At 62.4% G+C, this 24294-nt stretch carries 25 protein-coding genes; 21 read left to right on the top strand and 4 right to left on the bottom strand.

Features of this window, described 5'->3' with window-relative positions; all coding sequences use genetic code 11:
* Positions 1–29: 29 nt before the first annotated feature.
* Complete coding sequence (locus ASD01_RS14960; protein WP_034798847.1) at positions 30–542, bottom strand: Dps family protein; 513 nt, start codon at positions 540–542, stop codon at positions 30–32.
* A 265-nt stretch (positions 543–807) separates the two neighbouring features.
* On the opposite strand from ASD01_RS14960, the gene ASD01_RS14955 reads away from it, so the two are divergent.
* Positions 808–1194: a response regulator gene (locus tag ASD01_RS14955; RefSeq protein WP_034798951.1), complete on the top strand. Its 387-nt coding sequence runs from the start codon at positions 808–810 to the stop codon at positions 1192–1194.
* A gap of 28 nt (positions 1195–1222) precedes the next feature.
* Here ASD01_RS14955 and cysQ read toward each other — a convergent pair whose 3' ends face one another.
* Positions 1223–1999 carry a 3'(2'),5'-bisphosphate nucleotidase CysQ gene (cysQ, locus tag ASD01_RS14950; protein ID WP_034798846.1) on the bottom strand — a complete coding sequence of 259 codons (777 nt, stop codon included), beginning with the start codon at positions 1997–1999 and terminating at the stop codon, positions 1223–1225.
* Between the two features lie 214 nt (positions 2000–2213).
* Here cysQ and ASD01_RS14945 point away from each other — a divergent pair, with 214 nt between their 5' ends.
* The 11 genes from ASD01_RS14945 (at position 2214) to ASD01_RS14895 (ending at position 15807) form a co-directional block, all read left to right on the top strand.
* Positions 2214–3464 carry a sarcosine oxidase subunit beta family protein gene (locus ASD01_RS14945; RefSeq protein ID WP_034798844.1) on the top strand — a complete coding sequence of 417 codons (1251 nt, stop codon included), beginning with the start codon at positions 2214–2216 and terminating at the stop codon, positions 3462–3464.
* Positions 3465–3538: 74 nt separating this feature from the next.
* The gene (locus tag ASD01_RS14940) at positions 3539–3817 is read left to right on the top strand and encodes a sarcosine oxidase subunit delta (RefSeq protein WP_034798842.1); all 279 of its coding nucleotides are present in this window, start codon (positions 3539–3541) and stop codon (positions 3815–3817) included.
* Positions 3814–6771, top strand: coding sequence for a sarcosine oxidase subunit alpha family protein (locus tag ASD01_RS14935; protein WP_034798840.1), 2958 nt, complete (start codon positions 3814–3816; stop codon positions 6769–6771). The genes ASD01_RS14940 and ASD01_RS14935 overlap by 4 nt, the downstream gene beginning before the upstream one ends.
* Positions 6772–6781: 10 nt before the next feature.
* The gene (locus ASD01_RS14930) at positions 6782–7336 is read left to right on the top strand and encodes a sarcosine oxidase subunit gamma (protein ID WP_060528929.1); all 555 of its coding nucleotides are present in this window, start codon (positions 6782–6784) and stop codon (positions 7334–7336) included.
* 253 nt (positions 7337–7589) lie between these two features.
* A complete protein-coding gene (locus tag ASD01_RS14925) occupies positions 7590–10016 on the top strand; it encodes a GcvT family protein (RefSeq protein WP_034798835.1) in 2427 nt (808 codons plus the stop codon).
* Positions 10017–10303: 287 nt separating this feature from the next.
* Positions 10304–11206 carry a branched-chain amino acid ABC transporter permease gene (locus tag ASD01_RS14920; protein ID WP_034798833.1) on the top strand — a complete coding sequence of 301 codons (903 nt, stop codon included), beginning with the start codon at positions 10304–10306 and terminating at the stop codon, positions 11204–11206.
* 4 nt (positions 11207–11210) lie between these two features.
* Complete coding sequence (livM, locus tag ASD01_RS14915; RefSeq protein ID WP_034798831.1) at positions 11211–12596, top strand: high-affinity branched-chain amino acid ABC transporter permease LivM; 1386 nt, start codon at positions 11211–11213, stop codon at positions 12594–12596.
* Positions 12596–13480 carry an ABC transporter ATP-binding protein gene (locus ASD01_RS14910; protein WP_034798829.1) on the top strand — a complete coding sequence of 295 codons (885 nt, stop codon included), beginning with the start codon at positions 12596–12598 and terminating at the stop codon, positions 13478–13480. The genes livM and ASD01_RS14910 overlap by 1 nt, the downstream gene beginning before the upstream one ends.
* Complete coding sequence (locus ASD01_RS14905) at positions 13480–14205, top strand: ABC transporter ATP-binding protein (protein WP_034798827.1); 726 nt, start codon at positions 13480–13482, stop codon at positions 14203–14205. Before ASD01_RS14910 ends, ASD01_RS14905 begins: the two co-directional genes overlap by 1 nt.
* 24 nt (positions 14206–14229) lie before the next feature.
* A complete protein-coding gene (locus tag ASD01_RS14900; protein WP_034798825.1) occupies positions 14230–14574 on the top strand; it encodes a DUF6867 family protein in 345 nt (114 codons plus the stop codon).
* 114 nt (positions 14575–14688) lie between these two features.
* Positions 14689–15807, top strand: a complete 1119-nt coding sequence (locus ASD01_RS14895) for a branched-chain amino acid ABC transporter substrate-binding protein (protein ID WP_034798823.1) — start codon at positions 14689–14691, stop codon at positions 15805–15807.
* An 89-nt stretch (positions 15808–15896) separates the two neighbouring features.
* On the opposite strand, the gene ASD01_RS14890 is transcribed toward ASD01_RS14895, so the two are convergent.
* Positions 15897–16349, bottom strand: a complete 453-nt coding sequence (locus ASD01_RS14890) for a MarR family winged helix-turn-helix transcriptional regulator (RefSeq protein WP_034798821.1) — start codon at positions 16347–16349, stop codon at positions 15897–15899.
* A 12-nt stretch (positions 16350–16361) separates the two neighbouring features.
* On the bottom strand, positions 16362–16718 hold the full coding sequence (locus ASD01_RS35995) for a hypothetical protein (protein ID WP_060528927.1): 357 nt from the start codon (positions 16716–16718) through the stop codon (positions 16362–16364).
* Between the two features lie 48 nt (positions 16719–16766).
* Between ASD01_RS35995 and ASD01_RS14880 the strand changes: the two genes are divergently transcribed.
* The 9 genes from ASD01_RS14880 (at position 16767) to ASD01_RS14840 (ending at position 24047) form a co-directional block, all read left to right on the top strand.
* The gene (locus tag ASD01_RS14880) at positions 16767–17633 is read left to right on the top strand and encodes an alpha/beta fold hydrolase (RefSeq protein WP_162250992.1); all 867 of its coding nucleotides are present in this window, start codon (positions 16767–16769) and stop codon (positions 17631–17633) included.
* A gap of 140 nt (positions 17634–17773) precedes the next feature.
* Positions 17774–18748 carry a 2-hydroxyacid dehydrogenase gene (locus tag ASD01_RS14875; protein ID WP_034794191.1) on the top strand — a complete coding sequence of 325 codons (975 nt, stop codon included), beginning with the start codon at positions 17774–17776 and terminating at the stop codon, positions 18746–18748.
* A gap of 175 nt (positions 18749–18923) precedes the next feature.
* Entirely contained in the window at positions 18924–19757 is an 834-nt protein-coding gene (locus ASD01_RS14870) for an urease accessory protein UreD (protein WP_034794188.1), read from the top strand.
* A 123-nt stretch (positions 19758–19880) separates the two neighbouring features.
* Complete coding sequence (locus ASD01_RS14865) at positions 19881–20183, top strand: urease subunit gamma (protein WP_034794185.1); 303 nt, start codon at positions 19881–19883, stop codon at positions 20181–20183.
* A gap of 98 nt (positions 20184–20281) precedes the next feature.
* Entirely contained in the window at positions 20282–20587 is a 306-nt protein-coding gene (locus tag ASD01_RS14860; RefSeq protein ID WP_034794182.1) for an urease subunit beta, read from the top strand.
* A complete protein-coding gene (locus ASD01_RS14855; protein ID WP_034794179.1) occupies positions 20584–20994 on the top strand; it encodes a lysozyme inhibitor LprI family protein in 411 nt (136 codons plus the stop codon). The genes ASD01_RS14860 and ASD01_RS14855 overlap by 4 nt, the downstream gene beginning before the upstream one ends.
* A 3-nt stretch (positions 20995–20997) precedes the next feature.
* On the top strand, positions 20998–21642 hold the full coding sequence (locus tag ASD01_RS14850) for a Urease operon accessory protein (protein WP_082572800.1): 645 nt from the start codon (positions 20998–21000) through the stop codon (positions 21640–21642).
* A 3-nt stretch (positions 21643–21645) separates the two neighbouring features.
* Positions 21646–23358, top strand: a complete 1713-nt coding sequence (gene ureC / locus ASD01_RS14845) for an urease subunit alpha (protein WP_034794169.1) — start codon at positions 21646–21648, stop codon at positions 23356–23358.
* 17 nt (positions 23359–23375) lie between these two features.
* Positions 23376–24047: a TIGR02117 family protein gene (locus ASD01_RS14840; RefSeq protein WP_034794165.1), complete on the top strand. Its 672-nt coding sequence runs from the start codon at positions 23376–23378 to the stop codon at positions 24045–24047.
* Positions 24048–24294: the final 247 nt, after the last annotated feature.

Below are 24294 nucleotides of genomic sequence, written 5' to 3'. Positions count from 1 at the left end.
GGGCCGCATCGATGTCAAGGTGGGGGAGATCAGGCGGCAACGGTCGCCCGCAGCATCCACAGAGCCTTTTCATGGAAGTTGAGGCGATCGGTCAGCATGTCCGTCGTGACCAGGTCGCCGTTTTCATCGGCCTTGGTGCCGGCCTCGCGTATGCGTCGCGCCGCCGCTTCGTGATCGGTGATCAGGTCTGCCACCATCTCGGCCGCCGTCGTGTGGTTGACCGAGGCGGCGCTGGGGGCGAAGGTTTTTGCTTCGGCGAGCTTCGCCGGCGCCAGGTGGCCAAGGGCGCGAATGCGCTCGGCAATGATGTCGGTTGCCTTGAACAGCGCGTTGTAGTGCTCTTCGGTCAGTTCGTGCAGCGGCTTGAACAGGGGCCCGACCACGTTCCAGTGGTAGATGTGGCTCTTGATCACCAGCTTGTAGGTATCGGCAAGGATATCGGAAAGCGCGGTTGCCATCTGCTGGCGATAGGCCTTCGTCAGGCCGATGTCGAATTCTTCGTCCCTGACCTTGGGCTTCAGCACGGCGGCAGTCTGTTTCATTCTTCTGCTCCAGTTCTGTCTTGGAATGTCGAGCGGAGGCGGCCGAGGCCACGCCGCATGAACTGAACGCCGCGACGAAAGGGTTGTTCCCGATCCCGTCATGACGCTCACATGTCTTTTTTAAATGCCAGGTCAGGCCATTGGAGCCTAAGCTCAGTCGTTGCCGTTGCCTCAGTGGAGGTTCCGGGACTCTGGACGGCATTCCGCCTGGAAATGCGCCTGCAGCGACGATGACTGCCGTCGCTGTGCGTGAAAAATGGAGTGCATTGACATGGCCGAGCTTTCACCGTCCGTCCGGACGGTCCTCGTTCTCGAGGACAACTTCATCATCGCCATGGACGTCGAGGAAATCCTCGCTTCTCTCGGAATATTGCAGGTTACGATCGCCGGAAATGCGAACCAGGCATTGGAGCTGCTGGCGCTCCAGGCCTTCGATTTTGCGATCCTCGACGTCAATCTCGGCGATCACACGAGTTTCGTGGTTGCCGATGCCATGCTTGCCCGCGGAATGCCGTTCGGCTTCACCAGCGGCTACGGCGATGCCGAGCACTTCCCGACCTATCTCAGGCACGTTCCGCGGATCGACAAACCCTTTAACGAGAAATCGATCGGCCAGCTGATCGCCGCTGGGATCCAGACGAGAGAGGCTTAGGAACCGGCTCAGCCCTTGCGCGACCTGCTCAGGGCTTGCCGCGCGATACGAACCAGGGATTGGCGAAGTCGCTGTCGTCCTTCTGGTTGCGCTTGCCGTAGGTAAGCGGCGTGCCATCCATCGTCAGCGTTTCGCCACCGGCGGCCCTCAGGATCGCGTCGCCAGCGGCGGTGTCCCATTCCATCGTCCGGCTGAAGCGGGGATAGACGTCGGCCACGCCTTCGGCGAGCAGGCAGAATTTCAAGGACGAGCCGACCGTCCGGTAATCGGCGATGCCGTGTTTTTCGAGGTAGTCGATCGTCTCGGCGCTGTTGTGCCAGCGGCTGGCGAGCCCCACCATGCGATCCCCGCAGCTGCGGCAGCCGATGATCGTTTCTTCGGTCAGGCGAAAGCTGCCATCAATAACCGACTTTACCGCCTTGCCATGGTGTGCCGCATAGAGGATTCCAAGCGCCGGGGCGTAGACGACGCCCGCGACGGGCGCGCCGTTTTCGATCAGCGCGATGTTGACGGTGAAGTCGTCGTTGCGGCTGATGAATTCCTTGGTGCCGTCGAGCGGATCGACAAGGAAAAACGACTTGCCGGAAATCTCCGGCACGAAGCCGGCGGACACCGCTTCCTCGGCGACCACGGGGATGTCCGGAAAGGCGGAGGCGAGGTCTGCCAGGATGATGCGTTCGGCCGTCGTGTCGGCATCGGTGACCGGCGAGCAGTCAGGCTTGTGCGTGACCTCCGGCCCGGCATTGTAGATGTCGAGAATGGCCCGACCCGCCGTTATTGCCGATTGTTGCAGTATCTCCAGCATTCGCCCTGTCTTTCGGTCCGTCATCAGGCCCATAGCATATTGAGAGGAAGATTATAGCCATGCTTTTGACATGGCAGGCGGCTCTTTACGCGTGGTCGCAACTGATCTGCGGGGCGGAGCATCTCAAGCTTTTTGCAATTGCGAGAGGCTTTGCGTCTTTGCTTCCGCGTTCCGGCTGTGCAAATGTGCCGGCGCAACTGAACTGGATGCCTTCATGCGTTATTCCGCCTTCTCGCTTGTCAGGAACGCCCTTTCCGGAAACCTGAACTGGAAACCGCATTGGCGCCAGCCACAGCCGAAATCCCACTATGACGTGATCATCGTCGGCGGCGGCGGCCATGGGCTCTCGACCGCCTATTATCTCGCCAAGGAATTCGGCGTGAAGAACGTCGCGGTCCTGGAAAAGGGCTATCTCGGCTCGGGTAATGTCGGCCGCAACACGACGATCGTGCGCTCCAACTACATGCTGCCCGGCAACGAACCCTTCTACGAGTTCTCGATGAAGCTCTGGGAGGGGCTGGAGCAGGATCTCAACTACAATGTGATGCTGTCGCAGCGCGGCGTCATCATGCTCTACCACAGCGACGGCCAGCGCGATGCCTATGTGCGCCGCGGCAATGCCATGTGGATGGAAGGTGTGGCAGCGGAGCTCATCGAGCGTGAGCAGTTGAAGAAGATGATCCCCTTCCTCAACTACGATCACGCCCGCTATCCGATCCTCGGTGGCCTGCTGCAGCGCCGCGCCGGTACCGCGCGGCATGATGCGGTCGCTTGGGGCTATGCCCGCGGCGCCGACCAGCATGGTGTCGACATCATCGAGCATTGCGAAGTGACCGGCATTCGCCGCGAAAACGGTGTCGTCACCGGCGTCGAAACGACCAAGGGGTTCATCGGCTGCGGCAAGCTGGCGCTGGCGGCGGCCGGCAACACCTCGCGCGTCGGCGAAATGGCGGATCTGAAGCTGCCGCTGGAAAGCCATGTGCTGCAGGCCTTCGTGACCGAGGGGCTGAAGCCCTGCATCGATCACGTGATCGTCTATGGTGGCGGCCACTTCTACATCTCGCAATCGGACAAGGGCGGCCTCGTCTTCGGCGCCGAGATCGACGGCTATTCGTCCTATGCCCAGCGCGGCAATCTGGCGACCGCCGAGCACGTGATGGAGGAGGGGGTGACGATGATCCCCGGCCTGTCGCGCGTTCGGGTGCTGCGCGCCTGGGGGGGCGTCATGGACATGAGCATGGACGGCTCGCCGATCATCGACCGCACCTCGATCGACAATCTCTACTTGAACTGCGGCTGGTGCTACGGCGGTTTCAAGGCGACGCCGGCTTCCGGCTACTGCTTCGCCCACCTGATCGCCAAGAACGACACCCATCCGGTGGCGCGCGCCTTGAGGCTCGATCGCTTCGCCCGCGGCTATGCCGTCGACGAGGCCGGCGCCGGCCCGCAGCCCAACCTTCACTGACAGGACACGGCCGGCCCGCCGGCTCGTATGGAATGAACAGGAAGCCGGAGTGCGGCTTCAGGACACGGAAGACGATGGCAAGCCTGATTACCTGCCCGCATTGCGGGGTCCGACCGAAGGAAGAATTCGTGATCCGCGGCGACGCCTCGCGCGGCCGTCCCGAGCCGATGGATTCGGACGAGGCCTGGCATGATTACGTCTATGTGCGCGCCAACCCGCGTGGGCGCACGTTGGAGCATTGGCATCACATCGCCGGCTGTCGCCGCTTCCTGGTGGTCGAGCGCGATACGGCCACCCACGAGGTCTATTCCGTCGTCGATGCGGCCGAGTTTGCGCGGAGGGCAGCGCGATGACCAGTTATCGTCTTTCCTCCGGCGGTCTCGTCGATCGCAGCAAAACGTTGAGCTTCACCTTCGACGGCCGGCCGCTGCGCGGATTTTCCGGCGATACGCTCGCCTCCGCACTTCTTGCCAATGACCAGCTGCTCGTCGGCCGCAGCTTCAAATACCACCGGCCGCGCGGCATCGTCAGCGCCGGGCCCTCCGAACCCAACGCGCTCGTCACCCTCGGCTCTGGTGCTCGCACCGATGCCAACACCAAGGCGACCGTCGCCGAGCTCTATGGCGGGCTGACTGCCAAAAGCCAGAACCGCTGGCCGTCTCTCGGCTTCGATGTCGGGGCGGTCAACGGCGTCCTTTCGCCGTTCCTCGGCGCCGGCTTCTACTACAAGACCTTCATGTGGCCGAAGCAGTTCTGGGAGCGCGTCTACGAACCCTTCATCCGCCGCGCCGCCGGCCTCGGCCGGGCGGTGCTGGAGCGCGACCCCGAGAGCTACGAGAAGTCCTGGGCGTTCTGCGACCTGCTCGTCGTCGGTGCCGGTCCCGCCGGCCTGATGGCAGCACTGACGGCCGGCCGCGCCGGCCTTCGGGTCATCGTCGCCGACGAGGATTTCCGGCTCGGCGGCTCCCTGCTTGCGACCGGCGAGACCGTCGACGGCGCGCCGGCATCGGTCTTTGCCGACCGCACCGTCGCCGAACTGCAAGCGCTGCCCAATGTCACGCTGCTTTCGCGCACCACTGTCTTCGGCTGGTATGACGACAACGTCTTCGGCGCGGTTGAACGCGTGCAGAAACACGTCGCTGAACCGTCTTCGAAGCTCGTGAGCGAGCGTGTCTGGCGCATCGTTGCCAAGCGCGCGCTGATGGCAACCGGTGCCGAGGAACGCCCGCTGGTGTTCGGCGGCAATGATAGGCCCGGCGTGATGATGGCGGGAGCCATGACCACCTATGCCGAGCGCTATGGTGTGGCCGCCGGCAAGCAGATCACGATCTTTACCAGCGGCAGCGCCGGGTACCGCACGGCGCGGGCCCTTGCGTCCAAGGGCGTCGCCATCGCGGCGATCGTCGACGCCCGAGCGGAATCCGCCGATCAGGCGCCTGATGGCATCCGGGTCATCCGCTCGGCTTCCGTCGTCGACACCAAGGGCAGGCAGCGCCTCAAGGGCATCGTCGTCGAACGCTCCGGCTTCGAGGAACTGATCGCCTGCGATGCGCTGGGGATGTCCGGTGGCTGGAGCCCGGTCGTGCATCTTGCCTGCCAGCGCGGCGCAAGACCGGTCTGGTCGGAGGAATTGAAGGCCTTCGTCGCACCTGATGTCGGTGGCGGGCTGCGTCCCGTGGGCGCTGCAAACGGTGTCTACACGCTCTCGGGCTGCCTGTCCGATGGTGCGGAGAAGGCCGCAGCGATTGCGGCCGACCTCGGTTTCAGCGCCAGCTCGGCCGCAGCACCGGTCGTCGATGGCGAAGAGGCCACGTCCTTTTCAGCGCTCTGGTATGTGCCGGGCGCCAAATCGAAGGCCTTTGTCGATTTCCAGAACGACGTGCATGCGAAGGATCTCGGCCTGGCGCTGCGCGAAGGTTTCGGCCATGTCGAGCACGCCAAGCGCTACACGACCAGCGGCATGGCGACCGATCAGGGCAAGCTTTCCAACATCAATGCCGTCGGCATCCTTGCCGGCATGCGCGGCGTCAGCCCGGCAGAGGTCGGCACCACCACCTTCAGGCCGTTCTACACCCCGGTCTCCTTCGGTGCACTTGCCGGCACGGCGCGCGATGAGCATGCAGCACCGGCGCGCAAGTCGCCGCTGCATGGCTGGGCGATGAAAAATGGCGCGACCTTCGTCGAGGCCGGGCTCTGGCATCGTTCCGCCTGGTTCCCGCGCGCCGGCGAAAAGACCTGGCGCGACAGCGTCGATCGCGAAGTCTTGAACGTGCGGGCCAATGTCGGCCTCTGTGACGTCTCGACCCTCGGCAAGATCGAGGTCTTAGGCCCCGACGCTGCGGAGTTCCTCAACCGTCTCTATTGCAACCCGGTCCTGAAGCTGCCGATCGGCAAGGCGCGTTACGGCCTGATGCTGCGCGAAGACGGTTTCGTCTTCGACGACGGTACGGTCAGCCGCTTCGACGAGGAGCATTTCTTCGTCACCACGACGACGGCGATGGCCGGTCCCGTCATGGCGCACCTGGAATATTGCGCCCAGACGCTCTGGCCGGAACTCGAAGTCCGCTTCACCTCGTCGACCGACCAATGGGCGCAGATGGCGATCGCTGGTCCGAAAGCGCGCGCGGTGCTGCAGCAGATCGTCGATGGCGATATTTCCGATGGCGCGTTTCCGTTCCTGTCCGCCCGCAAGATCGTCCTGAAAAGCGGCGTGTCGGCGCGGCTCTTCCGCATTTCCTTCTCCGGGGAGCTGGCTTTCGAACTGGCGGTGCCGGCAGGTTATGGCGAGGCGGTGGCCGACCAGATCATGGAGGCCGGCCGGCCGCATGAAATCTGTGCCTATGGCGTCGAAGCCTTGAACGTGCTGCGGCTGGAGAAGGGTCTGCTGACGCATGCCGAATTCGACGGTCGCGTGACGCCAGACGATGCCGGCCTCGGCCGAATGCTCTCGATGCAGAAGACCGACTTCATCGGCAAGCGCCTGTCGACGCGCTACGGCCTGACGGCGGCGGATCGCATGCAGCTCGTTGGTCTGAAGCCCGTCGATGCCGACAAGGACATGCGGGCCGGAGCGCATCTTCTGAAGGAGGGGACCAAGCCCTCGACGCTGAACGATCAGGGTTGGGTCAGCTCGGCCGGTTTCTCGCCGGTCCTGGGGCACGCCATCGCGCTCGCCTTCCTGAAATCCGGGCGCGAACGCTATGGCGAGAAGGTCGTGGTGTTCGACAAGCTGCGTGATCAGGAGATCGTCGCCGAGGTCTGCGACCCGGTCTTCGTCGATCCGCAAAATGCAAAGCTGAAGGCCTGAGGAGGCGGTGATGGTTCGCGACTACAACAACCGCCACGCACTGGAGCAGAAACTTCGATCGGCACCCACGTCGCCGGCGGCCGACCACCTGATGGTCGGGCATTGGCGCACGATGGCGACGGTTCTTGCGCGCGCCGGCCGGGAGGAGACCGTGCGTGAGGCGATCGCCGCACAGTCCGACTTGTCCATGCGGTTTTCGGCACCGGGGGAATGGCTTGTCGTCTCCGAGGTGGAAGCGCCGAGCGGGCTCGTACGTTGGCTCGAAGAGCTTTGCGACGGCGGTGCCTATGTTGTCGACCAAAGCGATGGGCGCGTCGTCTTCCGGATCGCCGGCCCGAACGTGCGCAGCATCCTCGTCAAGGGCATCGGCCTTGATCTTCATCCCTCAGCCTTCACGGTTGGCGGCAGCACCAATGCGCTGTGCGGTCACATCCCGGTCAATCTCGCCCGGACGGACGAGGACACGTTCGAGCTGATCGTGCCGCGGAGCTATGCGGTATCGCTCTTCGATGACCTGATGAAGATGGGGCGGGCCTTCGATCTCACCGCCGCCTTCTCGGATTGAAACGGCCCCTTCAACAGGTCGAAATCAAATGCGGCATGAAATGCCGCAAACAGGTCGCCCATCCACCAACAAACGGCGGAAATGGACAAGCGTCCTTCGCAGCCGTGTCTTTATCGGCGCCGTCTTTCTGACTAGGCTTTCATCATTCGCCGCTTGCACTTCTGTCTCTGAAGCAAGCGGTCGCCGTGCCTGAGTTTCTTCCTGACAATTTGGCCATGCCTCCGACAGGAGCATGGGGAGACGGAGTGTACGCATGAAAAGCCATGCCAAGGTCGTCGTTATCGGAGGCGGTGTCGTCGGTTGTTCGGTGCTCTATCACCTGACGAAATTCGGCTGGACCGACGCCGTGCTGCTCGAACGATCGGAACTCACCTCCGGCTCCACCTGGCACGCGGCCGGTGGCATGCACACGATCAACGGTGACCCGAACGTCGCCAAGCTGCAGAAATATACGGTCGAGCTCTACAAGGAGATCGAGGCGTATTCCGGCCACGATGTCGGCCTGCACATGACCTCCGGCATGATGCTCGCCGCCACCAAGGAACGTTTCGACTGGATGAAATCGATCCTTGCCAAGGGCCGCTACATGGGGCTCGAAGCCGAGCTTTTGACACCCAGGGAAGCGCACGACCTGATGCCGCTGCTCGATCCCGACCAATTCGTCGGCGCGGTGTTCGATCCGGTCGAGGGGCATCTCGATCCCTATGGCACGACGCATGCCTATGCCAAATCGGCGAAGAAGAACGGTGCGGAGATCTATCTGCACACCAAGGTCGAGGACCTGGTGCAGCGGGACGACGGTTGCTGGCGGGTGATCACCAACCAGGGCGAAATTGTCGCCGAACACGTCGTCAACGCCGCCGGCCTCTGGGCCCGCGAGGTGGGGCGCATGGTGGGGCTGGAGCTGCCTGTGCTCGCTATGGAGCACATGTATCTCATCACCGAGGACATGCCCGAGGTCATCGAGTTCAACCAGACGCGCGGCAAGGAGCTGATGCACTGTGTCGATTTCGACGGCGAGATTTATCTCCGCCAGGAGCGGAACGGCATGCTGATGGGCACCTATGAGAAGGCGTGTCGTCCGTGGTCGCCCGTCACGACGCCCTGGGACTTCGGCCATGAACTTCTCGCCGAGGACATCGACCGTATCTCGCCCGAACTCGAGGTCGGCTTCCGGCACTTCCCGGCCTTCAACAAGGCCGGCATCAAGAAGATCATCAACGGTCCTTTCACCTTCTCGCCGGACGGTAACCCGCTGGTCGGCCCGGTGCGGGGCTTGAGGAATTTCTGGTCGGCCTGCGCCGTCATGGCCGGATTCAGCCAGGGTGGCGGCGTCGGCCTGGCGCTTGCCAACTGGATGATCCATGGCGACCCCGGCTTCGACGTCTTTGCCATGGACGTTTCGCGCTACGGCGATTTCGCCACGCTTGCCTATACCAATGCCAAGGTGCGCGAGAACTACTCGCGTCGCTTCTCGATCCGTTATCCGAACGAGGAGCTGCCGGCGGCAAGGCCTCTGTTGACGACGCCGATCTACGACCGGCTGAAGGCTGCGGGCGCCGTCTTCGGCGCGTCCTACGGGCTTGAAACGCCGCTGTGGTTTGCACCCGAAGGCGTGAAGGACGCCTTCTCGTGGCGCCGTTCGACCGACTTTGAGACGGTGGGCGCGGAGGCCCGGGCCGTGCGCGAAGGCGTCGGCCTGATGGAGACATCGGGCTTTGCCAAATATGCGATCACCGGCAAGGGCGCTGAAGCCTGGCTCGACCGCATGCTTGCCTGCCGCATCCCTGAGGTCGGGCGCATGGCATTGGCACCGATGCTGAAGGAGGACGGCAAGCTGATCGGCGACTTCACCCTTGCCAAGCTCGAAGAGGGGGATTTCCTGCTTGTTGGATCCGGCATAGCCGAGGACTACCACATGCGCTGGTTCGAGGCGCATCTGCCGGCGGACGGCTCGGTGACGCTGAAGGCGTTGAAGCTGGAGCTGGCCGGCCTGTCGATCGCCGGGCCGAAGGCGCGCGATGTGCTTGAAAGCCTGACCCATCTCGATGTCTCCGACGCCGATTTCCCGTTCATGGACATCCGCCGGATGGATCTCGGCATGGCGCCCGCGCTCGTCGGCCGCGTCAGCTACACCGGCGATCTCGGCTACGAGATCTGGATGAAACCGGAGTACCAGCGTTATCTCTTCGAACTGCTGATGGAGAAGGGGGCGGCTTCCGGGATCCGTTTGTTCGGCCTGAGGGCGCTGAATGCATTGCGCGTCGAAAAATCCTTCGGCAGCTGGGCGCGCGAATATCGTCCGCTCTATGGCCCGGTCGAGGCTGGGCTCGGCCGTTTCGTCGCGACCGGCAAGGATGCGGATTTCATTGGCAAGGCGGCGGCCTTGAAGGAGAAGGCGGATGGCGGCGCGATGCGGCTGCGGACCTTCGTGCTCGATGCGAGGGATGCGGACGTCATCGGCGACGAGCCCATCTATCTCGACGGTGTCGTGCGCGGCTGGGTGACATCGGGCGGCTATGCGCATGCAAGTGGGGTTTCGGTCGCCATGGGCTACGTGCCCAAGGAGATCGCCGACCGAAGCGATGGCTGGTCGATCGAACTCTTGGGTGAGATCCTGCCGGCCCGTCTTCAGCCGCATCCGCTGTTCGATTCGAACGGTCAGCGCATGCGCGCCTAAGCATTCGAGGTGTAATGCAGACCGAAGTGGCTGTCGAAGCTTCATAGAATACCCGACGCTTTTACGACTAAAGTTGATGCTTTCGCGGGCGAAAGCTGCGAAAGATTTGATTTTTCTGGCTGTAAAAGCGTCAAATCGATTTTATCGAGGAAGTTTTTGGCGAAGTCGCGTTTTTTAGCTTTCCTTTTCGTTTGAAAGAGGTATGGAATCGAGCAAACACAGCGCTCAACAATGAGCTCAAAAAACAAGAGACCGGACCGTAATGGATCTGGTCCAGGGGAAGATTGATGGAGTATTTCGTCCAGCAGCTCGTCAACGGGCTGACTCTTGGGTCTATTTATGGTATGATCGCAATCGGTTATACCATGGTCTACGGCATCATTGGCATGATCAACTTCGCCCACGGCGATATCTTCATGCTCGGCGGCTTTGCTGCTTTGATTGTCTTTCTTATTCTCACAACATTCATCGGGGGCGTCCCGGTTGTACTTGCTCTCCTGCTGATGATGATCGTCGGCATGCTGACCGCAGGTCTCTGGAACTGGACGATCGAGAAAGTGGCCTATCGGCCGCTGCGCGGTTCGTTCCGGCTTGCGCCGCTGATCACGGCGATCGGCATGTCGATTGCGTTGTCGAACTTCATCCAGGTGACGCAGGGCCCGCGCAACAAGCCGATCCCGCCGCTCGTCTCCTCGGTCTACGAAGTCTTCGGCATCACCATCTCGCTGAAGCAGATCATCATCATCGTCATCACGGCGGCTCTGCTTTCGATCTTCTGGTACATCGTCAACAAGACGCCGCTCGGCCGCGCCCAGCGCGCGACCGAACAGGACCGGAAGATGGCGGCGCTGCTGGGTGTTGACGTCGACCGCACCATCTCGGTGACCTTCATCATGGGCGCAGCACTCGCTGCCGTCGCCGGCACGATGTATCTGATGTATTATGGCGTCGTCGTCTTCACCGACGGTTTCGTGCCTGGCGTCAAAGCGTTCACCGCGGCCGTTCTCGGCGGCATCGGATCGCTGCCGGGCGCCGTTCTCGGCGGACTGTTGATCGGGCTCATCGAGTCCCTCTGGTCGGCCTATTTCACCATCGACTACAAGGACGTCGCGACCTTCTCCATTCTCGCCATCGTCCTGATCTTCAAGCCGTCTGGCATTCTCGGACGACCGGAAGTCGAGAAGGTATAATTCCATGGCAAACATTGCTTCTACGACTGCAAGCGCCGGCACTGACGTGACGGCGCGGGCCCTGCGCGAGGCTGTCTTCGCGGGCCTGATTTCGCTCGGCCTTTTCGTGCTGTTCGTCGGTCTCAAGTCCGACCAGAACATCCGCAACGAGCTGATCCTCAACCAGCGCTGGGGACTGCTGGCGATCTTCGTGATTGTCGCTGCCGTCGGCCGCTTCCTGATGGTTGCCTATGTCCAGCCGGCCATGGCTCGGCGCAAGGCCGCCAAGGCCGAGGCCGACGATGCGGTGAAGGAGGAGACCTTCTTCAGCCGCAACTTCTCCAAGCTCGCGATTGCGTTCCTGCTCATCTATCCGCCGCTCGTCGTCGCGATCTTCGGCGTCCAGGGCTCGCTGAAGTGGGTCGACAATTTCGGCATCCAGATCCTGATCTACGTGATGCTGGCCTGGGGGCTCAACATCGTCGTCGGCCTCGCTGGCCTGCTGGACTTGGGTTACGTCGCCTTCTACGCGGTCGGCGCCTATTCCTACGCCCTGCTGTCGACCTATTTCGGCCTGTCCTTCTGGGTTCTTCTTCCGGTCGCCGGCATTCTCGCCGCCTTCTGGGGCATGATTCTCGGCTTCCCGGTCTTGCGTCTTCGCGGTGACTATCTGGCGATCGTGACGCTCGCCTTCGGTGAAATCATCCGACTGGTGTTGATCAACTGGACCGAAGTGACGAAGGGTACCTTCGGCGTCTCCGGTATCGCCAAGGCGACGCTGTTCGGCATCAAGTTCGATGCCTCGAAGGACGGTTTTGCAGCAATGATGGGCCTGCCGATGTCGTCGGCCTATTACAAGATCTTCCTGTTCTATCTGATCCTGGCACTTGCGCTGCTCACGGCTTATGTGACGATCCGGCTGCGCCGCATGCCGATCGGCCGCGCCTGGGAAGCGTTGCGCGAGGACGAGATCGCCTGCCGCTCGCTCGGTATCAACACGGTGACGACCAAGCTCACCGCATTTGCGACGGGCGCCATGTTCGGCGGTATCGCCGGCTCGTTCTTCGCGGTGCGCCAGGGCTTCGTGTCGCCCGAATCCTTCGTCTTCCTGGAATCCGCGGTCATTCTCGCGATCGTGGTTCTCGGCGGCATGGGCTCGCTTACCGGCATCGCAGTCGCTGCGGCCGTCATGATCGGCGGCACCGAAATCCTGCGTGAGCTTTCCTTCCTGAAGATGGTCTTCGGACCGGACTTCACACCTGAACTCTACCGTATGCTGATCTTTGGCCTGGCCATGGTCGTCGTCATGGTCTGGAAGCCGCGCGGCTTCGTCGGATCACGCGAACCGACAGCCTTCCTGCACGAACGCAAGGCAGTCTCCGGCAGCTTCACCAAGGAAGGGCACGGTTGATGGCCCGCGAGACAACGACAATGACAAAAGACCCCATTCTCAAGGTTGAGCACCTGTCGATGCGCTTCGGCGGTCTCATGGCCATCAACGACTTCTCCTTCGAAGCCTATCGCGGTGACATCACCGCGCTGATCGGCCCGAACGGAGCGGGCAAGACCACGGTGTTCAACTGCATCACCGGCTTCTACAAGCCGACGATGGGCATGATCACGATGAAGCAGAAGGCCGGCAAGGAATACCTGCTGGAGCGTCTGCCCGACTTCGAGATCACCAAGCTCGCCAAGGTAGCGCGTACCTTCCAGAACATCCGGATGTTCTCCGGTCTGACGGTGCTCGAAAACCTGCTCGTCGCGCAGCACAACAAGCTGATGCAGGCATCCGGCTACACCTTCCTCGGTCTGCTCGGCTTCCCGGCCTATCGCCAGGCGTCGCACGAGGCGATCGAACTTGCCAAGCACTGGCTGGAAAAGGCGTCGCTGATCGACCGTGCGGACGATCCGGCCGGCGATCTCTCCTATGGCGCCCAGCGCCGTCTCGAGATCGCGCGTGCCATGTGCACCGGGCCCGAGCTTCTCTGCCTGGACGAGCCGGCCGCCGGTCTCAATCCGCGCGAGTCTCTGGCGCTCAACGAATTGCTGAAAAGCATTCGCGCCGATACCGGCACGTCGATTCTTTTGATCGAACACGACATGTCCGTGGTCATGGAGATCTCCGACCACGTGGTGGTCCTGGAATATGGACAGAAGATTTCCGACGGCACACCGGATTTCGTGAAGAACGATCCGAGGGTCATTGCGGCCTATCTGGGTGTCGAGGATGAAGAGGTTGAAGAGGTGATCGAACAAATCGAGGAAATCGAAGGCGGGCAGGGGGGCACCCACTGATGACGGCGCCACTTCTCCAAGTCAAAGCCGTCGAGACCTACTACGGCAACATCCGGGCGCTCAGCGGGGTCGATGTCGAAGTTCACCGTGGTGAAATCGTCTGCCTGATCGGTGCCAACGGTGCCGGCAAGTCGACGCTGATGATGACCATCTGCGGCAGCCCGCAGGCGCGCACCGGTTCGGTCTTCTTCGAAGGCCAGGACATCACCCGCATGCCGACGCACGAGATCGCCCGGCTGCGCATTGCGCAATCGCCTGAGGGTCGGCGCATCTTCCCGCGCATGACCGTGTTCGAAAATCTGCAGATGGGCGCCAGCCTCGACAACCTGAAGCACTTCGACCAGGACGTGGAAAAGGTGTTTACGCTTTTCCCGCGCCTGAAGGAGCGCCAGGCGCAGCGCGGCGGCACGCTTTCGGGCGGTGAGCAGCAGATGCTGTCGATCGGCCGCGCGCTGATGGCCCGGCCGAAGCTTTTGCTTCTCGACGAGCCGTCGCTCGGTCTCGCACCGCTGATCGTCAAGGGCATCTTCGAAGCGATCAAGAAACTCAACAAGGAGGAGGGGCTGACGGTCTTCCTCGTCGAGCAGAACGCCTTCGGCGCGCTCAAGCTTTCGGACCGCGGCTACGTGATGGTGAACGGCCGGGTGACGATGAGCGGTTCCGGCAAGGAACTCCTCGCCAATCCGGAAGTGCGCGCGGCCTATCTCGAAGGCGGCCGTCATTGACCGGCCGCATCTGGAGCAAGTGACATGCAGGGAATTCTCTACGAAGAAGTGTCGATCTGGCAGTTTCTTTTCATAAGCTGCGTGCTCGGCGGCTGGACCGCCTGGCGCACGGGCAAGAGCGTGGCTGAAAGCTGGGAAGGCATGCCGCGGCTCATCCTCTACGTGGCGTTGCTGGGACTGGGCATCCGTTTCGTCCACCATGCGCTGTTCGAAGGCACCATGTTCAGCCTGCAATACTATATCGTGGACACGATCGTACTTTTGTTGTTTGCTACCGCAGGTTTCCGGTACTACCGGACCAAGCAAATGACCAATAACTACTATTGGCTCTATGAGAAGGCTTCGCCTTTCTCCTGGAAAGCCAAATAAAGGGAACAGCGCGCGCCGGCCGCCGCGGCCGGTGCGAAAGAAACACCGGCGCAACTATGGTGGGCATTGCGCAGGTTGGTAACGAGACCCGCTCGAATAATTGGGAGTAACAAGATGAAAAAGTCTCTTCTGTCGGCGGTCGCGCTGACGGCTATGGTTGCCTTCAGCGGCAGCGCCTGGGCTGATATTCTCGTTGGTGTCGCCGGCCCGCTGACTGGCCCGAACGCCGCTTTCGGTGCACAGCTCCAGAAAGGTGCAGAGCAGGCCGCCGCTGACATCAATGCCGCTGGCGGTATCAATGGGGAACAGATCAAGGTTGTGCTCGGCGACGACGTTTCGGATGCCAAGCAGGGCGTTTCGGTCGCCAACAAGTTCGTTGCTGACGGTGTGAAGTTCGTTGTCGGTCACTTCAACTCGGGCGTGTCCATCCCGGCTTCTGAAGTTTACGCCGAAAACGGTATCCTGCAGGTAACCCCGGCCTCCACCAACCCGCAGTTCACCGAGCGCGGTCTCTGGAACACGTTCCGTACCTGCGGCCGTGACGACCAGCAGGGTGCGGTTGCCGGTGCCTACCTCGCTGCCAACTTCAAGGACGCGAAGATCGCCGTCATTCACGACAAGACCCCCTATGGTCAGGGCCTTGCCGACGAAACCAAGAAGTCGATGAACGAAGCCGGCCTCACCGAAGCCCTCTATGAAGGCATCAACACCGGCGACAAGGACTTCTCGGCTCTGATCGCCAAGATGAAGGAAGCCGGCGTTTCGATCGTCTACTACGGCGGTCTGCACACCGAAGCCGGCCTGATCATGCGCCAGATGAAGGACCAGGGCCTCAAGGCTACCCTGATGTCGGGCGACGGTATCGTTTCGAACGAACTGGCCTCGATCGCCGGCGACGCCGTTGACGGCACGCTGATGACGTTCGCTCCGGATCCGCGCAAGAACCCGGCTGCCAAGGACCTCGTCGAGAAGTTCCGCTCTGCCGGCTTCGAACCGGAAGCCTACACGCTCTACGCCTACGCCGCTCTCCAGGTCATCGCCGAAGCTGCCAAGGCTTCCGGTGGCAACGACCCGCAGGCAGTTGCCGAAGCCATCAAGGCAAAGGGTCCGTTCAAGACCGCAATCGGCGAACTCGGCTATGACGAAAAGGGCGACATCACGCGTCCGGACTACGTCATGTACACCTGGAAGAAGGGTGACGACGGCAAGTACAACTACTTCCAGAACGAGTAGTTCTGATTTCGGACCTTGTGTCCGAGTGGTTGGGGCCCGGCGAGCAATCGCCGGGCTTTTCTTTTGGTGATGCTCGGCGCAGCGGTCTATTATTTCAATAGCGTGTCTCTGAGCGACGAGACTTCGGCGCGCAGTCGCTCGAGATCGTCGGGGCCGAGCTTTGTCGCTTCGCCAAGGTTGCGGGGTACGTCGATTGCCTTCTGCCGCAGCGCCTTGCCCATCTCGGTCAATTGTACCCGGACCTGCCGCTCGTCCGCCTTATCGCGCACGCGGGCGATGTAGCCGGCGGCCTCCAGGCGCTTCAGCATCGGGGTCAAAGTGCTCGATTCCAGGAAGAGCCGCTCGCCGAGGCTGCCGACCGTCTGGTCGTCCTTTTCCCACAACAGCACCATCACCAGATATTGCGGATAGGTGAGATCGAGCTCTTCCAGCAGCGGCTTGTAGATGCGCGTGAAGGCGTGGTTTGCGGAATAGACCGCAAAGCACAGGAAACTATCGAGCGCCAGCATTGCCTCATCGCCCTTGGGATCGGTGTCAATCATCGCTTTCTCCTGTCATGCTCTCAAAATAAATCGTTCACGATATAATCGCAAGACATTGACTATAGCGCGGCTACGGTATAAATATTGTGCACGATCTAATCGGTAGCGACATAAATCCACATAAGTCGCGCACGATTTAAACGCTAAGTATTTAACAGCGGTGTGACCGCAGGGAAGAAGGAGCGTTTCCATGAGCAAGGCAATCAGCAAGACCGAAGCCAACGGCATCTCCCGCCGCACGGTTCTCTCGGCCGCCTTTGGCGCTGCCGCCACCGCAGCCGCGGTCAATGCCATGAACACGTCGGCCAAGGCCGCATCCACCACCGCAGCAACCGCCGGCGCCTCCGGCACTAAGGGAGAAAACACCATGGGCAGCCGCATCATCACCCGCGATGGCGTCGAGATCTATTACAAGGACTGGGGTCCGAAGGATGGCCCGGTCGTCGTGCTCAGCCACGGCGCATCATCACCCGCGATGGCGTCGAGATCTATTACAAGGACTGGGGTCCGAAGGATGGCCCGGTCGTCGTGCTCAGCCACGGCTGGCCGCTGTCGTCCGACAGCTGGGAGGCGCAGGCCTTCCACCTTGCCGCCAACGGCTTCCGCGTCGTCACCCATGACCGCCGCGGCCACGGCCGCTCGTCGCAGCCGTGGGACGGCAACGACATGGACCACTATGCCGACGACCTCGCGGATCTGATCAACGCGCTCGATCTCAAGGGTGTCTTCCTTGCCGGGTTTTCGACTGGCGGCGGCGAAATCAGCCGCTATATCGGCCGCCACGGCACCAGCCGGATCGCCAGGGCCGGTTTGATCTCGGCCGTGCCGCCGCTGATGGTCAAGACCGACAGGAACCCCGGCGGCCTGCCGAAGGAAGTCTTCGACGGCCTGCAGGCGGCAAGCCTGAAGGATCGCTCGAAGCTCTACCGCGACATCGCGTCCGGTCCGTTCTTCGGCTTCAACCGCCCGGGCGCGATCGCCTCTCAGGGCATGATCGACAGTTTCTGGCTGCAGGGCATGATGGGGGGACACAAGAACACTTATGACTCGATCGTCGCCTTCTCGCAGACCGACTTTACCGAGGACCTGAAGAAGTTCGACGTGCCGACCTTGATCATCCATGGCGACGACGATCAGATCGTGCCGATCGATGCGGCTGCACGGGCCTCGAAGACGCTGGTGCCGCATGCGGAGCTCAAGGTCTATGCCGGCGCACCGCACGGCATTACCGACACCCACAAGGACCAGCTCAACGCCGACCTGCTCGCCTTCGCCAAGGCCTGACATGTCCGAAGCCCGAGAAGAGGCGCCCGCAACGGCGCCTCTTTTTTGCTTTTCGTGATAGGTGTTTCGCTTGTCGAGATAGCTGTCGCGTCGCGCCGTTTCGTGCACTATCTCGCAGCGATTCTGATCCGGAGGCAGGCATGAGCTCGAAACCCCGCATTCTCCTCACCCGTCGTTGGCCGGCGGCGGTGGAGCAGGTGCTTGCCGAACGCTTCGACGTCACCTTGAACGAAGGGGACGTGCCTCTGACGGCTGCAGAACTGGCTGAAGCACTCCGGACCTATGACGCCGTTCTTCCGACAGTTTCTGATCGACTTCCGGCCGACCTCTTCGCCGGTGGCGGCCTCCGCGCGAAGATCCTCGGCAACTATGGCGTCGGCTACAATCACATCGACGTCGCGGCCGCCAAGGCTGCCGACATCGTCGTCACCAACACGCCCGGCGTTCTCACAGATTGCACCGCCGACATCGCCATGACGTTGCTGCTTGCGGTCGCGCGGCGGGCAGGCGAGGGCGAGCGGCAGGTACGGGCCGGCGAATGGAGTGGATGGCGGCCGACCCACATGATCGGCGGCAAGATCACCGGCAAGACGCTCGGCATCATCGGCTTCGGCCGCATCGGCAAGGCCATGGCCAAGCGCTGTCATTTCGGCTTCGACATGGATGTCGTCTTCTACAATCGCTCGCGCATCGACCCGGCCGAGGCAAGCCGCTACGGTGCGCGTCAACTCGACACGGTCGAGGACGTATTGAAGGTTGCAGACTTCGTGTCGCTCCATTGCCCCGGCGGCGGCGAAAACCGTCACCTGATCAACGCCGAACGGCTGGCGCTGATGAAAAAGGGCGCCTACCTCGTCAACACGGCGCGGGGTGATGTGATCGACGAGCCGGCGCTGATTGCGGCGCTCGAAAACGGCGTCATCCGCGGCGCCGGGCTCGATGTCTTCGAGGCGGAGCCGAACGTGCCGGAACGTCTGCGCGGGCTGGAAAATGTCGTGCTGCTTCCACATCTCGGCAGTGCCACGGAGGAGACGCGCGTCGCCATGGGCATGAAGGTGGCCGACAATATCACGGCGTTTTTCGACGGTCGCGAACCGCCGGATCGCGTGGCGTAGGCGGCTGCCCGTTTTCTGCGCAAGGCCTGCACGGAAATGCGGCATGCTGACGATTTTCTTTGCAAAACAATAACTTGACTTGTCGTGCCGCGATGCGGACGATAGCGCCAAGATAAGGCGATCGCGCCTATGGGGCGCCGCGTCGAAAATGAAGGACGCCGCTTAGCGGTCTGACATGGACAAGGCAGCACGCATCGCCCCGCAGCGGGCCTGGGGCAAGGGACGGGTGGTCGCCAAGGCGGCGCTCGGCCACAGCCGCATTGCCGAACTCTACCAGGAAGGCTGCGCCAAGATCCGCCTGCCAAAGACCTTCGACACCTCGATGGAGGCAGTGCTCATCAATTCCTCCGGCGGCCTCACCGGCGGCGACCGCATGGTCTGGGAGGTTGCGGCAGGGGCTGGAACGGACGTGACGGTGACGACGCAGGCCTGCGAGAAGATCTATAAGGCGAGCGCCGATACCGTCGAAGTGAAAACGCGCATCGAGGTTGCCGCCGGCGCGCGTGTCGACTGGTTGCCACAGGAGACGATCCTCTTCGACCGTGCCTCGCTGTCGCGCTCGCTGGAGGTGGAGCTTGCTGCCGACGCGACGTTTCTCGCGGTGGAAGCGGTTCTGCTCGGTCGCAAGGCGATGGGCGAGGCGGTTGAAACCGGGCTCTTCCGCGATCGCTGGCGTATCCGCGTCGAGGGCAAGCTGCTGCATGCGGACAATCTGGCGCTATCAGGAGAGGTCGCGCGCCTCAGTCAGCGCAAGGCGGTGCTCGATGGTGGGGCCGCCTTCGCCACGCTGCTCCATGTCGGTCCCGACTGCGAACCCTTGCTGCCGCGTCTTCGGTCGCTCGTCGATGGCGCAGCGTGCGTCGGCATCAGCCATTTTCAGGTCCATGGCCGCGACAAGCTGGTTGCCCGTTTCGTGGCGCCGGATGGCTTCGCGCTCAGAAAAATCCTCATCCCGGTTATTTCGCACTTGCGCATGCAGAAGACTGTGCCGAAAGTCTGGGTTCTCTAGCTCGTTTCACATTTTTATTTGAAACAGTGAAATGATCTAACGCATTGAAACTTTGTAATTCCTGGCGGAAGACCGCTTCGCAGATTTCCAGGAAATTGCTTCACGAACAACCGGTGGCGACGCATGAATCTTACCCCGCGCGAGAAAGACAAACTGCTGATTTCGATGGCGGCCATGGTCGCCCGCAGGCGCCTGGAGCGCGGCGTGAAACTCAACCATCCCGAAGCGATCGCGCTGATCACCGATTTCGTCGTCGAGGGCGCGCGCGACGGGCGCTCGGTTGCCGAACTGATGGAGGCGGGCGCCCAGGTGCTGACGCGCGATCAGGTGATGGAGGGAATCCCCGAGATGATCCACGACATCCAGATCGAGGCGACGTTTCCTGACGGGACCAAGCTCGTCACCGTGCACGAGCCGATCCGCTAAGCGTGAGGTGAGTACGTGGCTTGTTGGCGCAGGGTGCCTGAGGCCTGAACGCGGGATAAAAGCATGCGGCCGGCCGAGGGCGGCTTGAGGAGAAGACCATGATCCCAGGAGAAATCATTGCTGCGGCCGGAGAGATCGAGCTCAATGCCGGTCTCGACACGGCGACGATCGAGGTTGCCAACACCGGCGACCGCCCGATCCAGGTCGGCAGCCACTATCACTTCGCCGAAACCAATGCGGGGCTGCAGTTTGACAGGAAAGCAGCCTACGGCTGCCGGCTCGACATTCCCGCCGGCACGGCCGTGCGGTTCGAGCCGGGCCAGACGCGCCAGGTGACGCTGATACCGCTTTCCGGCAAGCGCGAGGTCTATGGCTTCCGCCAGCAGGTGATGGGCAAGCTATGAGAGTGCTGCCGGTTCTCGGTTTGCTTCTGGTGCTTGCCACCCCGGCGCTCGCCGAGGATGAGCCGGACGTGGATTGCGCGAATGCGATGGCTCAGCCGGATCTGAATGACTGCGCCTACCGGGAATACGAAGCGGCGGACGCGGAACTGAATGCGGTCTACAGGCAGGCGATGACGGCGGCGCAGAAGGTCGACAAGGAGCTGGAAGGCGCCGATATCGGCGCGGTCGAGGCGCTGAAGACGACGCAGCGCGCCTGGATCGGCTATCGGGACGGACAATGCGAGCTGGCCGGTTTCCAGGCCCGTGGCGGCCAGGCCGAGCCGATGCTGGTTTCAGGCTGCCTTGCCCAGCTCACGCAGAAGCGTACCGCCGAACTCAACGAATTTCTCGAAGCTCAAGGGAACTGACCATTGCAGGCTCGCCGCGTCATCATGATCGTGGGCAATGGCGAGGTGCCTGACGGCGCCGGCGCAACGATCGATGCCGCCGATCTCGTCGTGCGCTTCAACGATTGCCGCTCTGTCGGCGCCAGCGGCCACAGGACCGATATCGTCGCGGTCTGCAATACCGGACGCCCGGGGATTTCCATGCTCGGCGGTGGTCGCTGGAAGACGAATGCCGCCGTGCGCCAGGCGCGGGAGATATGGTGCGTTCGCTCCGGCGCGAAGTTTGCCGCCATGCGCGCCGGGCTTGCGGAAACGCATCCGGACCTCGACGATTTCTGCGACGATTACACTGTCGGTTTCGAGAGCTTCGCCCGTTCGACCAACCGCGGCTTTCGCGTCGTCCCGGTCGATGTGCACGACCAGGTGGAGCAGGATCTCGCCGGCTTTTCGCCGGCCCCTTATGTCGTTCCATCGAGCGGGATGATCGTGATTGCCGATGTGCTCGCGCATCTAGCGACACCCGACGACGAGGTCGTTCTTGCCGGCTTCGGCCATGTCGGTTGGGAATGGCATCCCTTCGCCGCCGAGCGCCGCCATGTCGATGCGCTTGCAGCCAGCGGCCGTCTTCGCCGCCTCCATCCCATTTCTACTTCGTCCCAAGGAGCCTGAACCATGCCCTACAAGATGTCGCGCGCGGCCTATGCCAACATGTTCGGCCCGACGGTCGGCGACAAGGTGCGGCTCGCTGACACCGAACTTTTCGTCGAGGTGGAGAAGGACTTCACGACCTATGGCGAGGAGGTGAAGTTCGGTGGCGGCAAGGTCATTCGCGACGGCATGGGGCAGAGCCAGGCGACACGCGCCGAGGGCGCCGTCGACACCGTCATCACCAATGCGCTGATCGTCGATCACTGGGGCATCGTCAAAGCGGATATCGGCCTCAAGGACGGACGCATCGCCGGCATCGGCAAGGCCGGCAACCCGGACACGCAACCGGGCGTCACCGTCATCGTCGGTCCCGGCACGGAGGTCATCGCGGGCGAAGGCAAGATCATCACCGCGGGCGGCATGGACAGCCACATTCATTACATCTGCCCGCAACAGATCGAGGAAGCGCTGGTGAGCGGGCTTACGACCATGCTTGGAGGCGGCGCCGGGCCGGGCCATGGCACGCTCGCCACCACCTGCACCTCCGGTCCCTGGCATCTCGCCCGCATGATCGAGGCGGCCGACGGCTTCCCGATGAACATCGCCTTTGCCGGCAAGGGCAATGCGTCGCGGCCGGGCGCGCTGGTGGAAATGGTGCTCGCTGGCGCCACCTCGCTGAAATTGCATGAGGACTGGGGCTCGACGCCGGCGGCGATCGATTGCTGCCTCGGTGTCGCCGACGAATACGACGTGCAGGTGATGATCCATACGGACACCTTGAACGAGAGCGGCTTCGTCGAGGATACGATCGCGGCGATCAAGGGCCGCACCATCCATGCCTTCCACACGGAAGGGGCCGGCGGCGGCCACGCCCCCGACATCATCAAGATCTGCGGCCAGCCGAACGTCATTCCGTCCTCGACCAATCCGACGCGGCCCTACACCAAGAATACGCTTGCCGAGCATCTGGACATGCTGATGGTCTGCCATCACCTGTCGCCCTCGATCCCCGAGGACATCGCCTTTGCCGAGAGCCGCATCCGCAAGGAAACGATCGCGGCCGAGGACATCCTGCATGATATCGGCGCCTTCTCGATCATCTCGTCTGACAGCCAGGCCATGGGCCGCGTCGGCGAAGTGGCGATCCGCACCTGGCAGACTGCCGACAAGATGAAGCGTCAGCGCGGGCCGCTGCCGCAGGAAACCGGCGACAACGACAATTTCCGGGTGAAGCGCTATATCGCCAAATACACGATCAATCCGGCGATCGCCCACGGCCTCAGCCATGAGATCGGCTCCATCGAGGTCGGCAAGCGCGCCGATCTCGTCCTCTGGAACCCAGCCTTCTTCGGCGTGAAGCCCGACTTCGTGCTTCTCGGCGGCTCGATCGCGATGGCACCCATGGGCGATCCGAATGCCTCCATCCCGACGCCGCAGCCGGTGCACTACCGGCCGATGTTTGCCGCCTACGGCAAGAACCGCACGAGTTCGTCTGTAACCTTCGTGTCGCAGGCCTCGCTCGACGCCGGCCTTGCCGCCAAGCTCGGCGTTGCCAAGCAGCTTGTGGCGGTCCGCAACACCCGTGGCGGCATCGGCAAGGCATCGATGATCCACAACAACCTGCTGCCGCATATCGAGGTCGATCCGGAGACCTATGAGGTGCGCGCCGACGGTGAGCTTCTGACCTGCGAGCCGGCGACGGTCGTGCCGATGGCACAGCGCTATTTCCTATTCTGAACAAGCAGGGACAGGGAATGAAGCGTGGCCTGAAATGGGCTTTCTTCGGCCTACTGGCGGCGATACTTGCCATCGTTGCCGGAACCTTGCTGCCGCTGCCGCTCCTGCCGGTTTCCGCCTCCGCTGCGGGAGCAGGGGGCACGCGCATCCTTCTGCTTTCCGGCCCGATCCACACGGACATCGCCATACCCCTGACGGACGAGATTCGAGCGCGGTTCGGCTTTGTCGAGGCGGCCGGCGTGCCGCTTGCGCATCCGCAGGCTGAATGGCTGATCTTTGGCTGGGGCGGGCGGTCCTTCTATCTGGAAACGCCGACCTGGTCTGAGCTGAAGCCCGGGCCCGTGTTCAAGGCGCTGACCGTCGACCGCTCGGTGATGCATGTGGATATCGCCGGTCGGATCGTCGAGCCGCAGGCTGCCGTCACCGGCTTCGAGCTGGACGAAGCGGGATACGATCGGCTGCTCGGCTTTATTGCCGAAAGCTTCACCCGCGAGGCCGGAGCTGTCGTTTCGATCGAGGGTTTTTCCTACAATGGCAACGACCGCTTCTTCGAGGCCGGAGGCAGCTTCAACGCGCTTTTCGGCTGCAACACATGGACGGCGCGCGCGTTGCGTGAGGCGGGCTTGCGAACGGGCCTGTGGAACCCGGTCCCGCCAAGCCTCGGGCTGTCGCTGCGGCTCCACAATTGAGCAATGATTGGCAGGCAGTGATTGGCAGGCGGCAGCCATGCGGCCACCGCATGGCTGCCATGTTCGCATGTGAATTGGGGCCTTTCGTGCTGCGTCGCAGCGCAATATCCGATAGGAAGACGGCTGACCTTCCTCGGTTGCCAGCAATCCTCCCAAGACCTGCCGACCGAGAGCTGCGCCAGAGCGGTTTGCGGTTCTCCGCATGTATCCCGCTCTAACTTACAAGAGACGATCACGTTCATGATTT

Origin of the sequence: Ensifer sp. Root423, assembly GCF_001426275.1 — a bacterium.
Lineage (GTDB): Bacteria > Pseudomonadota > Alphaproteobacteria > Rhizobiales > Rhizobiaceae > Ensifer > Ensifer adhaerens.
This window is presented reverse-complemented; position numbering and strand designations above follow the sequence as displayed.

Bases quoted from the DNA above. Each gene is read 5' to 3' on its own strand.
- ASD01_RS14960 (WP_034798847.1), bottom strand. From the start codon at position 542: ATGAAACAGACTGCCGCCGTGCTGAAGCCCAAGGTCAGGGACGAAGAA.
- cysQ (WP_034798846.1), bottom strand. From the start codon at position 1,999: ATGCTGGAGATACTGCAACAATCGGCAATAACGGCGGGTCGGGCCATT.
- ASD01_RS14945 (WP_034798844.1), top strand. From the start codon at position 2,214: ATGCGTTATTCCGCCTTCTCGCTTGTCAGGAACGCCCTTTCCGGAAAC.
- ASD01_RS14940 (WP_034798842.1), top strand. From the start codon at position 3,539: ATGGCAAGCCTGATTACCTGCCCGCATTGCGGGGTCCGACCGAAGGAA.
- ASD01_RS14935 (WP_034798840.1), top strand. From the start codon at position 3,814: ATGACCAGTTATCGTCTTTCCTCCGGCGGTCTCGTCGATCGCAGCAAA.
- ASD01_RS14930 (WP_060528929.1), top strand. From the start codon at position 6,782: ATGGTTCGCGACTACAACAACCGCCACGCACTGGAGCAGAAACTTCGA.
- ASD01_RS14925 (WP_034798835.1), top strand. From the start codon at position 7,590: ATGAAAAGCCATGCCAAGGTCGTCGTTATCGGAGGCGGTGTCGTCGGT.
- ASD01_RS14920 (WP_034798833.1), top strand. From the start codon at position 10,304: ATGGAGTATTTCGTCCAGCAGCTCGTCAACGGGCTGACTCTTGGGTCT.
- livM (WP_034798831.1), top strand. From the start codon at position 11,211: ATGGCAAACATTGCTTCTACGACTGCAAGCGCCGGCACTGACGTGACG.
- ASD01_RS14910 (WP_034798829.1), top strand. From the start codon at position 12,596: ATGGCCCGCGAGACAACGACAATGACAAAAGACCCCATTCTCAAGGTT.
- ASD01_RS14905 (WP_034798827.1), top strand. From the start codon at position 13,480: ATGACGGCGCCACTTCTCCAAGTCAAAGCCGTCGAGACCTACTACGGC.
- ASD01_RS14900 (WP_034798825.1), top strand. From the start codon at position 14,230: ATGCAGGGAATTCTCTACGAAGAAGTGTCGATCTGGCAGTTTCTTTTC.
- ASD01_RS14895 (WP_034798823.1), top strand. From the start codon at position 14,689: ATGAAAAAGTCTCTTCTGTCGGCGGTCGCGCTGACGGCTATGGTTGCC.
- ASD01_RS14890 (WP_034798821.1), bottom strand. From the start codon at position 16,349: ATGATTGACACCGATCCCAAGGGCGATGAGGCAATGCTGGCGCTCGAT.
- ASD01_RS35995 (WP_060528927.1), bottom strand. From the start codon at position 16,718: ATGGTGTTTTCTCCCTTAGTGCCGGAGGCGCCGGCGGTTGCTGCGGTG.
- ASD01_RS14875 (WP_034794191.1), top strand. From the start codon at position 17,774: ATGAGCTCGAAACCCCGCATTCTCCTCACCCGTCGTTGGCCGGCGGCG.
- ASD01_RS14870 (WP_034794188.1), top strand. From the start codon at position 18,924: ATGGACAAGGCAGCACGCATCGCCCCGCAGCGGGCCTGGGGCAAGGGA.
- ASD01_RS14865 (WP_034794185.1), top strand. From the start codon at position 19,881: ATGAATCTTACCCCGCGCGAGAAAGACAAACTGCTGATTTCGATGGCG.
- ASD01_RS14860 (WP_034794182.1), top strand. From the start codon at position 20,282: ATGATCCCAGGAGAAATCATTGCTGCGGCCGGAGAGATCGAGCTCAAT.
- ASD01_RS14855 (WP_034794179.1), top strand. From the start codon at position 20,584: ATGAGAGTGCTGCCGGTTCTCGGTTTGCTTCTGGTGCTTGCCACCCCG.
- ureC (WP_034794169.1), top strand. From the start codon at position 21,646: ATGCCCTACAAGATGTCGCGCGCGGCCTATGCCAACATGTTCGGCCCG.
- ASD01_RS14840 (WP_034794165.1), top strand. From the start codon at position 23,376: ATGAAGCGTGGCCTGAAATGGGCTTTCTTCGGCCTACTGGCGGCGATA.